Genomic DNA, 12454 nt, shown 5'->3' with positions numbered 1-12454 from the left:
ATCACAGCTTCGGCAGTGCGGCCACGAATGCGTCGATAGCGGATTTCGCAGCTTCGAAATCATCGGGATTGTTGACGATCACGGCAAAGCTCAACGCACCCCCCTTATAACGCGACACATTGCCGGTCATTGAGGTCACTTCCCCTAAACTGCCGGTTTTAACACGGATGAGACCAGCTTCGTCGGCATCGTTCAAACGATTCGCAGCGGTACCCACAAAACCCACGACCGACAATCCTTCGGCAGCGGCGGCACCGGCGCCGGCCGTCAGATTACGCTGCTGCACGTCGAGCAAGGTATGCGCGGTGAGTTTGGAATCATCAGACAGCCCTGAACAGTTGAGCATGGTGAGGCCATTGGTGGAGATTCCCCGCTGAGTCAGCACCTGTTCGACCGATTGAACCGCGCCGGCCGGCGAATTATTGGCACCGATATGCAAAGCCAGCAATCTGCCGAATTCCTCAGCCAGAGAATTGTCGGAATGCCGAAGCATGAACGCCATGATCTCATTCAGCGATGCGGAATGCACGGCCGCGATGGGACTGGTGCCTTCGGGAACCGTTCCCTGTTCCACGGAAGAATTCACGGCAATGCCCTGTTCAGCCAAACGCTGCGCGAACACCTGCGCGGCCTCGCGGGCAGGCTGCGTACTCAAAGCGGGGTATGCGCTGAACACATCGGGATCCGCGGGATTGGCACCGTTCCAGTTGCGCCCGCCATCCACCGCCATGGACGCGGTCGGCGCGTAGTACACGTGGTCCGAGTCTAGTTCTGCGATGCCGCTTGGCCAACGGTCGCTACCGAACAGGGAATCATCGTAGACAAGCGTCACGGAGGCGATGTCCCGCTGGCGCAACGCCTGAGCCGTGTTCGCGGCAAGCGTTCCCAGTCCGGCACGCCCATTGATATGTTCCGAATCGGATGCACCGGCACCGAGCAGCATGTCGCCATTGCCTTTGAGCACCAATCGCGCGGTGCCGTCCTCACGCTGTTCCAGATAGGTCTGCGTGTCCAACGTCTTACCCATGTCGAGCGTGGTCGCCGCAGCATATGCCGTCAACGTTTTCATGGTGGATGCCGGCGTATACGACTTGTCGAGATCATGCTCGGCCACCACATTGCCAGCCGCATCGGCGATGGCGATGCCATATTCGCCACCGAAATCGGAGGCGGCCGTTTCGAATTGGCTGATCAGCGCCTTCGCTGCAGCTTCATCCACGGTCTTCGAAGCGTCAAGCCCTTCGACCACCGTTGCCGCAGGAACGGCGTTGCCCGGCGTCTTGGCGGTGATGCGTTCGACTTCCTGCAGGGTAAGAACGCCCGGCAGCTTGTCGAAAATGTCGGCCACGACATAGCCGACGCACAATACCGTGGTGAGTGCCACGGAAAGCGCCACCGTAATGTATCGGCGGCGTTTCACATGCCGGTATTCAGCCGAATCATCCATGGAACAACAACACTCCAGTCATAAGCGGAAATCGAAATGAAAAAACGAAATGAAAACGAAAAAGCAGGAAACACGCAAGCCTGCGAACGAACGTCATCCCTTATGCTCGATTGGCTTCCATTCCGACTTGGCGAACATCGCCTGGAACGAGATCGGCACATAACTGAACATGTAGATCGGGAAGCTCAGCACATACGCGAACAGTTCCTTGTTGGTGGCGCCGATCTGATCGCGTTCCACAATGATCGTCAACGCGGCCAACGCCATCATGCCGATCACCGACGTCACAATGCCGGACGTCCAACTGGTCAACGAGCTCAACTGGCTCTGCCATGTCACGAATCCGCAGGTCGCGAACAACAGTCCCAGCAGAACGCGCATGATACCGATCACCGTGAACGGACACAACAACAGTGTGAAATCAACGGCGGAGAAATCGCGTTCCCTGATGGCGCGTTTGATCAAGTCCGGCCCGTAATAACGGAACACTTGCAGGAAGCCCTTGCTCCAACGCAAACGCTGACGCCAGCTCTGCGCGAAGGTGACAGGCTGCTCGTCATACAGAATCGCGGTACCGCAGTAGCCGATGCGGTCGCCGTGCAGCACGGAATCCATGGTGAATTCCAAATCCTCAGTCAAAAGGTGGAATTTCCAACCGTTATTGCGACGCATGATCTCCTGCGAGAACATGAAACCCGTACCCCCTACATGACAGCTGTTGCCGAGCCACATGCGCGAGGCCGACAGGAATCGAGATTCACGGATGAACCACAATGCGGAACCGGAAGAGACCCAATTGTCGGACAAATTCACGGAATTGCGGTAGCTGGTGAGAATCTTGAAACCCGACTGGAACGCCTTGTTCATCTCTTCGACGTAATGCTTGTCGAGCTTGTTGTCGGCATCGAACACGAAGAACGCGTCGTACGGGTCGGATGCGCCGGATTCGTTCATCCGGTCAAGCAGATACGTCAATGCGTAGCCCTTGCCCACAAGTTCCTTGTTGAAGCGTTCGATCACATGGCAGCCCATGTTGCGCGCCACTTCGGCAGTATTGTCGGTGCAGTTGTCGGCGACGAGCCAAATGTCGATCAGCTCGCTCGGGTACGTCTGCGTTTGGATGCAAGTAATGAGGTTGCCAATGACTTTCGCCTCGTTTCGTGCGGAAATCAGCACCGCGTAATGCTTGTTCATCGGTGCGTCGGGAAATTTGATCGGCTTGGTGAACAGGGAGATGAGAATGCACACCGCCTGATAGACCACACCTGCGCCGCCGACGATGACCAACAGAATGTCAAGTACACTCAGCAGTACCATTAACGCCACCTACTTCTTGGATTGTCATCCACGTTTTTCGCGCTTCCTCCAGTTTCCCGCGATTCACCGTTCTTCCGTTCATTGCCGGATTCCGGATTTTCGTTGGATTCCTGCGATGCGTTTTCGCTCTCAAGACCCCGCAATGGCTTGCGTTCCGTTTTGCTCGTTTTGCCCAACACATGCTTCGGAATGGCGACGGTTTCGTCCGATTCCAGCGATTCCTCGGAACGGGTGATATTGTACGCCTGCTCCTGCAACTGCCGCACTTCGTCGGAAATAGGCACATGCGCACTGGATCCCTGCACCGCGCGAGGCATACTGTGCAGATGCTCGCTGATCACTTCGGCGCCTTCCACCAGCTTCGACTTCTTTTCAGGCACCGGATCGTCCATCAGCGGGGAATCGACCAGCTCGTACCGCTTCGTATAGGTGCGGAAAATCGTCTGCACGGACGCGACCACCGGCAATGCGAGGAACGCACCCAACGCGCCGAACAGCGAGGTGAACGCCAGCACCGCGAGGAACGCCACGGCATCGTTCACATCCATGGTGCGCTGGGAGATCTTCGGCGCGAAAATCAGATTCTCAATCTGCTGGTACACGCAAATGAACACCAACACCACCACAGCCTGCCACAATCCGCAGCTGCCCCATGCGAACAGCACCGGCAACGCGCCGCCAATATACGTACCCAACATGGGAATGAACTGCGAAACCATACCGCAGAACAGCGCCAATGGCATCCAATAGGGCACATGCAGCAACATCAGACAGATTCCGGTGAAGAACGCGTTCAGCAACGCGAGAATGGCACGGGAGAACAGGAACGACGAGATCTGGCTCTGGCTCACCGTCCATACGAACAGGAATCGCCGCTGAGCTGCCGGAGCCATCCACTGGCATGCGGCACGACGCAGTTTCGGACCAGCCGCTGAAATGTAATACGTGGTCATGATTATCGTCATGAGGTTGATCAGGAACGAGAACAATCCCGACACCGTATTCAGCGCGGTACCCGCGAAATCGGTGACCCACGATGTTTGAATGTTCTTCAGAATCTCATTGCCGAGATTATTGATCTCAGGAAGTTGGAAATCCGCGTATTGACTGGCGAACTGGCACATCTGCTCGTACAGGTCGGGCAGACCGTTCACCAATGCGATCATCTGCTGCACGAACAGGTTGCCGAACAGTGTGAACAGCACGCCGAGAATCACGGCCAGCATCAGCAGCGAGAACAGCGACGCGAACGAACGTTTCCAGCCATGCTTGACCAGCGGCACCACCACAGGCTCCACCGCGAGCGCGATGAACAGCGAGACGATGATGTCGATCACCAGGTATTCGATTTTGCCCCAACTGCGCCAGCAGAAAGTAAACACCACAATGGCTATGGCGACGTATAGCAGCGCACGCCCCAGCCATTCCGGCGGTTTTCGTGGATCTCCTTTGGCTGGAAACAGGGTGCCGAGATCCCAGCGTTGCTCGCTGGTGTTCGCACCGTTTTCGCTCTGCGTATTGTTCAATCGCTGTTCGCTTTCGCTCATGGCTTCCCATTGTAGCGATAGGCGTCGTGTACAGGCTGAGCTATTGTGGTAGTTATGCTGAACGTTTCAATTGTCATCCCCGCTTGGAATGAAGAGGAGCGTATCAACGATTGCCTGCTGAATGCCACTAGGCAGACCGTGATGCCCCATGAAGTGATCGTTGTCGATAATCGTTCCACCGATTCGACGGTGGCTATGGTGGAGCAGTTCATCAAAGACCACCCGGAAGCACCCGTCCGTCTGCTGCATCAGGATGAGGAGCAGGGATTGATTCCGACGCGAGATTATGGTTTGAACCACGCCACCGGCGATATTCTTGGCCGTTTCGACGCTGATTGCATGATTCGCCCGGATTGGGTCGAAGTGGTGTCCGGCATTTTCACTGAGGATCCGGAGGCCATGGGTGCCACTGGTCCGGTTATGTATTACGACCTACCGAGCCGCCATTTTGGTTTGCGTGGGGATAATTCCACACGCAAACGCATTTACAAGGCCGATGGCGGCCAGCCGTTGCTGTTTGGTTCGAATATGGCGGTCCGCGCTTCAGCTTGGCGTGAAATTTGCGACGAGGTGTGCCGCGACAAGGCCGATGTGATGCATGAGGATATTGATATTTCGCTGCATCTGCTGGGCAAGGATCTAAAAACCGTGTACTGCCCACGCATGATCGCCGGCATCAGCGCCCGCCGTATGGACACGTCGCTCACGTCGTTCAACAATTACATGCGTCGTTTCAAGAACACGTTCGACGCGCATCCGCAGCATTCGCGCAGGCATAAGCCGGAGATTCTGCTCACCGCGCTGTATCCGGTGATGCATTTGCTGTATCCGGTATGGCAGAAGGTGCTTGACACTGCCGACATCAATCCTGCGGAGGCTGCGTGGATCAACGAGCAGATGGAATTGGCCGAGCAGGAAGGCCGTGAATGGTATGACGACACTCCCACCGATGAGGAGTGGAGCGAAAAGCACGAATAATTTCACGCAATCGCAATTGACAATCACGAATTATTATTGCGATTGATCTGCGATTTACATACAGATATGCAAAAACGTGGTGCGAATATCTTTCGAAGATTCGCACCACGTTTTTCATGCTTATAATGATGTGCCCTCACGATTGGTTTTCACTGCAGATTCACTGCATGCGATTGCCGATTCGTGGAAGCTTTCGCATTACATCAGGCTCTTATAGATGGCGAGGATATCCTCCTGCGTGGCCTGACGGGGGTTGCCCGGCGTGCACACATCGTGGAAGGCATCATGGGCCAGCGGCTCCAGATCGGCTTCGGTGGCGCCGACCTCGGAGATCGTGGTCGGGTTCTTCAGGTCCACGGTGAGCTTATGCACAGCTTGGACGGCCTCTTCGCGCACGGTTTCGATATCGCCGGTGTAGGCGTCCGCGATGCCGAAGGCGTCAGCGATGTCACGGTACTTCTCACCGGTGTAGTCCTTGTTGTATTCCATGACCGGGGCCAGCAGAATGCCGTTGGCAACGCCGTGGGCCACGCCGAGACGGCCACCCAGCGGGTGGGCCATGCCATGCACCAGGCCGAGGCCGACGTTGGAGTAGGCCATACCGGTGATGTAGGAGGCGTATGCCATCTGCTCGCCTGCCGGAATGTCGCCGTCTGCGCTCTTGGCGAGATTCTTGGCGATCATACGGATGGTCTGCATGGACAGGCAGTCGGACAGGCTCCAGGCACCCGGAGTGATGTAACCTTCAATGGCGTGGGTCAGGGCGTCGAGTCCGGTAGCAACCTTGAGGCCACGCGGCATGGAATCGGTCAGATCCGGGTCGACGAATGCGACGATCGGAATGTCGTGCGGGTCCACGGCCACGAACTTACGCTTGTTGGCGGTATCGGTGACCACATAGTTGATGGTGGTTTCCGAAGCGGTGCCTGCGGTGGTCGGCACGCCGAAGATCGGCACGGACGGGTTCTTGGTGTCGGCAACGCCTTCCAGGGAGAGCACATCGGCAAACTCCGGGTTGGCGGTGATGATGCCGATGCCCTTGCAGGTGTCTTGCGGGGAGCCGCCGCCCAGACCGATCAGGAAATCAGCACCGGATGCGGCGAACTTGGCAACGCCATCCTGAATGCATTCGACCGGCGGGTTCGGCTTGACGTTGTCGAAGACCTCGTACGGCATGCCTGCCTCATCAAGCACATCGGTGACCTTCTTGACGGTGCCGGTTTCCAGCAGTACCGGATCGGTGACGATGAACGCCTTGGTGAAGCCATGGGACTTGGCAACGCCCGGAATCTCCTTGATGGCGCCGCGACCGAAGTATGCAGTCTGGTTGAAAATCATGCGATAGACCATAGATGTCTCCTTTAAGCGACTGTGCTTGTTCGCCGTGTCATAGCAACCGTTGCCATGACCAACGATTCTCATCATAGACCCCATTTTGTGATTCGGCTGGAAATCGACACAACCTTTTCTGTGAGCGTTCTCACAAAATATGCGAACGCATCACACAAAAACGCATAAAACCAGACAATACGGCCTTATGACTCGAATAATTCCAGCTCGACCTGCGGCAAATCTTTCTTGGCGAACACCCACATGGTCTCGTCTTTGGAACGTCGATCAGCGAAAATCGTCAACAGGAACTTCTCACCGTCGTTCCGCGTGTACCCGTACTGCAACACGCCGGCGGACTCGATACGGGCATGAATGAAGTCGTAATCCATAAGCAGAGAGAAACTGTCTTTGCAGAACGGCGCCACCAACCGTTCACAATAGTCATGCAGCGCGCCTTTGAACGAACCGTCATGCGCATCAAGCATCTTCTGGAAATAATCGGGCACCATGATCGCACGCTGTGATTCAGTACGCAGATTCACCATGCATGCGAATGAATAGCGTCCATTCAAATGCCGCAGCAACGCTTCCATATCCTGATTACGCACCAGAATGCTCTCAAGTTTTTCGTTGAGCCCGCGCAACTGGCGTTTGCTGCCACCGCGCACGTAGTATTCCTTCTTTTCGCGGCGCATCTCGTTTTCGGCCTGTTCGATGGTTTTCGGCAAATCGGAAGTCGACTCGCTCGACGCTACGCCCACCGATATCTCGCAGCCTTGCGTATGCAAGCGCTCACGCATGTAGTTCAGCTGCTTGCGTGTCTGCGCTTCCGTATGTGCGGAACTGATCATCACGAATTCGTCGCCGCCGATGCGATACAACCGGTCATCGCCGAAGAACGCGCGCGCCGTGTCCGCGAACTCACACAACATTCTGTCGCCCTGCTTATGCCCGAGATGGTTGTTCACCTCGTGCAGGCCGATCATATCCGCATACACGCACACCACCGCCCCAATGTCGGCGCTCCGCAGCTGCTCCACATCGCTGTCGTATGCATTGCGGTTGAGCAATCCCGTCAAGGAATCCTGCCAATAGGTTTCCTTCATGTTCTTGGCGATTAGGTCGAACGACATGTCGATTCCAATCAGCACCACGGCCCACGGATTGGCCTCACTGCAATCAGGGGGCACCAGCATACCGAATGCGATCACACTGGTTTTCGCCTCGACCTCGCTTCTAAAATACGTGAATTCCGATTTTTTCTTACTGAATAGTCGGTCGCGCAAATCAGACAATCGCGTGTATTTCAGGAATTCTCCGGCATCATCTGGATGAATGATTCGTTTTGAAACCAATGCATGGCAGTAATCATGAAAATCATCCGCATACACGTCTGGAAGTTTCGGATCGCGTTTGATGGTGCGATATTCTCCCGTGATGAGATTCAGTCGGGACAGTTCCGCAACGCCCTTGTTAAGGATTTCAAAAATATGCGCCGACAATGACGACGATTCGAGCATGCTGCGGCCGTTCGTCGACATGCGGTAGTCGCGATGCATCAGATCTTTGGAGATATTCCAGAAATGCCGGCCATCCGGGCGGTGTTCCAGCAAATCCTCCATCTTTCCCACAGTGAGCGGACGGTAGAAATAATATCCTTGGATGTACATGCATCCCAGCTCACGCAGCCTGCTCACCTGTTCGGCGGTCTGCGCACCCTCCGCAATGATCGACAGTCTCAGCTGGTAGGCCATGTCGATCACGGATTCGATGATTTTCAAACCTTTCGCCGCATTGTCAGCATTCAGGTCAACGAATTTCATGTCGAGTTTGATGGCATCGACGTTGATGTCCTTCAACATGTTGAGTGACGAATACGCCGACCCAAAATCGTCCATCAGCACGGCAATACCTCGCGCATGCAGGTCCCGAATGGTCTCTTCGACCACATCCATGTTCTGCGCGATCGCACTTTCTGTGATCTCCACCTGCAGCAGGCGAGCATCGATGCTGAACCGATCGAGCAGGTCGCCAAGCACTCGCGCCACATCGATCGCCTCGATATCCTTCATCGACACGTTGACGGACACCGGCACCAGATTGCGCCCCTCCCCATCCCAACGCGACAGCATTTCACACACGGAACGCCAGATGAACAAATCGAGCCGCGTGACCATTGACTCACGTTCAAGCAGAGGAATGAATTTGCCGGGAGACACCAAGCCATATTCCGGATGATTCCAACGCACCAACGCCTCCGCACCCACGATTGCGCCGGTTTCAGCATTGCATTTGGGTTGCAGGTAGAAGCAGAATTCGTTGTTGTCAAACGCCTGGTTGATGTCGTCAAGAGAGAATCTGGGTACGATTTCGTCGTTGCTGGGCGCCCTGCCCGTGGATTCCAGCCGCGCGCCTGCGGCAACATCGAATTGATTACCTATGATACTCACCGTTGTACTGTATCAGCGTCACGTCTTCGACACCCTCAATGGCGCGAACGCGTTCCGCGAACGTCATGTCCTTATCATCACAGAATACTTCAACCGCCATTTCCGTGCGTTCGCCACGCATGGTTTTGGATTTGACGAAGAATTTGGTACGCCCGAACGCACGCGTGATCTCATCGCCAACCATATCGCCCACGTAGTGGATCACCGCAATGTATACGCGACCCTTGTCTTGATGCGAGTAGAACAGCGCCAACATACCGATCATCACCAATCCGGCAACAATCACCAGCACATACATGCCGGCACCCGCCGCAATACCCGACGTGATTGACCAGAACAAATACAGCAAATCCATCGGATCCTTGACTGCAGTACGGTAACGCACAATCGACAATGCACCGACCATACCAAGCGAAATCACAATATTCGTACTGATGGCCAGCGTAACCATGCAGGTAAGCACGCACATACCCACCAACGTGACCGCAAAACTACGCGAATACACCACACCCGTATAGAAACGGCGGTACACGTAATAAATAACGATGCCAACGATCAATGCCACCAGCAACGACAACGCCACTTTGGGCATATTGTATTGGCTGAAGGACTTCAGCACCGATCTTTTGATCATGTCATTAACGCTCATATGTTTTCTTTCTCTCTTGCTTCCCTGATTCGTAACGTGTGTTGTTTCGGAATATGCCAGCCGAAGTGTCAGCTGATTACAGACTTGGCTTTACAGACGGCTTTACAGGCTCGGCACGCTCCAGCCTTCCTGCCAGTAGTCGAACCCCCGCAAATACGAGGCTTTGTCGTAGCAGAGCACGTATTTCGAAGCCGACGTCAACTCCTGCGCCTTGCCAGGCAACAGATCGCGCACAACTTGCGGCAGAAATTCGGTGAATTTGACCTCCATCACCAGCTTGCCCGGCTCAAGCACCGGCAATACCGGCAGTGTGGCGTCGAAAACATCGAATCCACCGACCGCTGCGCGCACGTTCATATCGAAGGTAATGCGTACGGTGCCGGCGTCAAGAATCCACGGTTCGCGCTCATAATCGACGATCACGCGAGGGCGCATCACATTGCACACGCATTCCACATAGAATTCGCGGCACAACTGATGTTCGCTATCGCGCAGAAACTCATAATCGCCGGCAAGAATACGGTCGAACTGCTCATGCGTGAGCGGTGCGTCCTCCTTGTAGATCCAACTGTCGCTTTTGCGTTTACGTTCCAGTTTGATCACGCGATCGCTGTAATCGTAGATGCGAATACGGTATTTCTTACGCAGCAGCACACCGTCGACTTTTTCCTGATATGCGCTGTTCCAATAGTCGTCGAAATACAGGCTGCGAATCATATAGCCACCGTTGCGCGCATGCTTGTCAAGGCCAAGCAGCGGCGCCATACGCACATTCAAGTCGGCTTTTTGCGCGTATGAGATCAAATATTTGAGCTCATGACGGAACCGTTCCTTGGCTGTGCGCGGCGGAACGGATAATTCTTCGCTGACTCGACGTTTGACGCGCTGCAGCAGCGACGTTCCGCGATTGCCACCGTCACTGCGCATTGGCATCCTCCACAATGCTGCCGTCGGCTTTCACATAGAAGCATTTGGTGCCGTAAATCTTGTTGCCGTCGGTGATGTAATGATCGAACGCGTCTTGCGTGTAGCCTGACGCATTGCGAACGCTCACCTTGATAAAGTACTGGCCTTCGCCAGGCATATCTATCACGGCTTCCGGCAGCACGACATCGCTTTGCGAGAACACTACGTCGTTGCCAGCATAGTCCTTGGACACGGTGACGGTGTAGCGCAGATCCTCATCGTTGAAATCGTAGGCCACATCCCAGTTGAGCTTAAGCTTGCCGTTGGCGGGAGTCGGCTTGCCGATATAGAACGGCATGGGCTTGTTGAATCCGGTTTGGTACGTCTGGTAATTCCGCTCGATTTCGCTGTGCAATTGGTTTGCCACCGTGTCATATTGGCTTGGCGTCAGAGGCTCATGCATGGAGTCGGGCATCTTCTGCACGTATGGCTCAACGATGGAACGATACTGCCGCACCATGGAATTGATGCGACCGGCGCTCATGTATTTGTATTCGTCGTTGATGGCTTTATCGAGCGCGGTGCGGAACGACTTGGTCTGCAGGCAACGTCGTAACAGTATGTTGCCCCAATAGTTGCTGATGCCGTTTTCCCAGCTTTGGCCGTCGGCACGTTGCCTGATCTCATATTCCTTGCGCATGAGCATACCGTCGTTGTCCCAGTCAAGCAGGTAAAAAGTATCCGAATTCGTAGGACTATACAGGTACACATTACGGTTTTGTGTGTCGGTGTTGCCGGTCAACAATTGGAAAGCCATCCAATATGCGATGTTTTCGGTATCGAAATATTTGCCGAGGATTTTGCTCATCGGCACGGAATAATCATTGAGATCATCCAGCATGGCGATTAGTTTGGTATGGTCGTTGTCGCCTTTGATTTCCAGTTTTTCTTCGAATTTTGTCTGATTGTAGTCGGGATCGTCGGCGAGTTTGATCACGTCTTCGTCTCGATAGAATTCGAAATAATTGACTTTGTACAGCTGGCCGTTCTTATCAAGTCCGTGCGCTTGCAATGCGGTTTTGTTAAGCTGTTCGACCTGCGTGTACAGACCGTAATCGTCGAAGGAATCCGATCCGCTGGTCTCGTCTTTCACGTACAAGTGCACGAATTGTGTGCGCAGTCCCATCATCTGGTCGATGCCTTTGATAAGGTCGTACGCCATTTTGTTGCGGAAACGCAGACCTTCACCCATATGCTTGTTCAATGCGATGGTACGCTGTCCACGCCACTTGCCTTTGCCGCTTTTCAACTCGATCTTGTAGTTCTTCTGCTCGTTTTTGCTCGATGACTGACCACGTACCTGCACGGTGGCGTTCGGCGCGCTTTCGCCAAAACCAAGCTCCCCGGAAACCGGCCCCTGTTCGTCGCCGACCTGCAGCAAACCATTGACCTTGTAGCGTCCAACGCCCATTGCCGCATAGTCATCAACAGAATACTGGTTGATTTCACTCCAGCTATGGTCGGTTCCTTCCGACGAATTACCGCGCGATACCGTCAGATACATGGTTTCCACGCCGCTGTCGTCATACACCTTGTATAACGATTCGTTGTCGCGCAAGTGTGCGCCGTCGATGCTTTGTTCAGCGCTTTTCTTGACTTGCTCATGCGTCTGCGTTGAATCCGATGATTGCGATTGTTCATTATCGCTGGGTGATGAAGTCGCACACCCAGCGCAGGAAAGCACCATCAGCATTGCCGTCAATGCCGCTATTTGCTTGACAAGCGTGGTAATAGCTTTTGTGTTGCGTCGATTCCACCATGTCATGAT

9 protein-coding genes are annotated in these 12454 nt (G+C 54.5%); 1 reads left to right on the top strand and 8 read right to left on the bottom strand.

What is annotated here, in order from left to right:
• Position 1: 1 nt before the first annotated feature.
• The 3 genes from NBH13_RS03990 to NBH13_RS03980 form a co-directional block, all read right to left on the bottom strand.
• Positions 2-1447: a D-alanyl-D-alanine carboxypeptidase/D-alanyl-D-alanine-endopeptidase gene (locus NBH13_RS03990; protein ID WP_250779064.1), complete on the bottom strand. Its 1446-nt coding sequence runs from the start codon at positions 1445-1447 to the stop codon at positions 2-4.
• 93 nt (positions 1448-1540) lie between these two features.
• The gene (locus tag NBH13_RS03985) at positions 1541-2764 is read right to left on the bottom strand and encodes a glycosyltransferase family 2 protein (RefSeq protein WP_072043308.1); all 1224 of its coding nucleotides are present in this window, start codon (positions 2762-2764) and stop codon (positions 1541-1543) included.
• Positions 2764-4311, bottom strand: a complete 1548-nt coding sequence (locus NBH13_RS03980) for an AI-2E family transporter (RefSeq protein ID WP_250779062.1) — start codon at positions 4309-4311, stop codon at positions 2764-2766. Before NBH13_RS03980 ends, NBH13_RS03985 begins: the two co-directional genes overlap by 1 nt.
• Positions 4312-4365: 54 nt before the next feature.
• On the opposite strand from NBH13_RS03980, the gene NBH13_RS03975 reads away from it, so the two are divergent.
• Complete coding sequence (locus NBH13_RS03975) at positions 4366-5289, top strand: glycosyltransferase family 2 protein (RefSeq protein WP_250779060.1); 924 nt, start codon at positions 4366-4368, stop codon at positions 5287-5289.
• A 198-nt stretch (positions 5290-5487) separates the two neighbouring features.
• Here NBH13_RS03975 and fucO read toward each other — a convergent pair whose 3' ends face one another.
• The 5 genes from fucO to NBH13_RS03950 all read right to left on the bottom strand — a co-directional run bounded on the left by fucO (position 5488) and on the right by NBH13_RS03950 (position 12451).
• The gene (gene fucO / locus NBH13_RS03970) at positions 5488-6639 is read right to left on the bottom strand and encodes a lactaldehyde reductase (RefSeq protein WP_250779059.1); all 1152 of its coding nucleotides are present in this window, start codon (positions 6637-6639) and stop codon (positions 5488-5490) included.
• Between the two features lie 185 nt (positions 6640-6824).
• Entirely contained in the window at positions 6825-9071 is a 2247-nt protein-coding gene (locus NBH13_RS03965; protein WP_350446134.1) for a GGDEF domain-containing protein, read from the bottom strand.
• Entirely contained in the window at positions 9055-9720 is a 666-nt protein-coding gene (locus NBH13_RS03960; protein ID WP_250779057.1) for a DUF4956 domain-containing protein, read from the bottom strand. The genes NBH13_RS03965 and NBH13_RS03960 overlap by 17 nt, the downstream gene beginning before the upstream one ends.
• 102 nt (positions 9721-9822) lie before the next feature.
• On the bottom strand, positions 9823-10647 hold the full coding sequence (locus tag NBH13_RS03955) for a polyphosphate polymerase domain-containing protein (protein WP_099570910.1): 825 nt from the start codon (positions 10645-10647) through the stop codon (positions 9823-9825).
• Positions 10637-12451 carry a CotH kinase family protein gene (locus NBH13_RS03950; protein ID WP_250779054.1) on the bottom strand — a complete coding sequence of 605 codons (1815 nt, stop codon included), beginning with the start codon at positions 12449-12451 and terminating at the stop codon, positions 10637-10639. The genes NBH13_RS03955 and NBH13_RS03950 overlap by 11 nt, the downstream gene beginning before the upstream one ends.
• Positions 12452-12454 lie beyond the last annotated feature (3 nt).

This window comes from Bifidobacterium intestinale, from assembly GCF_023656765.1.
Lineage (GTDB): Bacteria > Actinomycetota > Actinomycetes > Actinomycetales > Bifidobacteriaceae > Bifidobacterium > Bifidobacterium hominis.
This window is presented reverse-complemented; position numbering and strand designations above follow the sequence as displayed.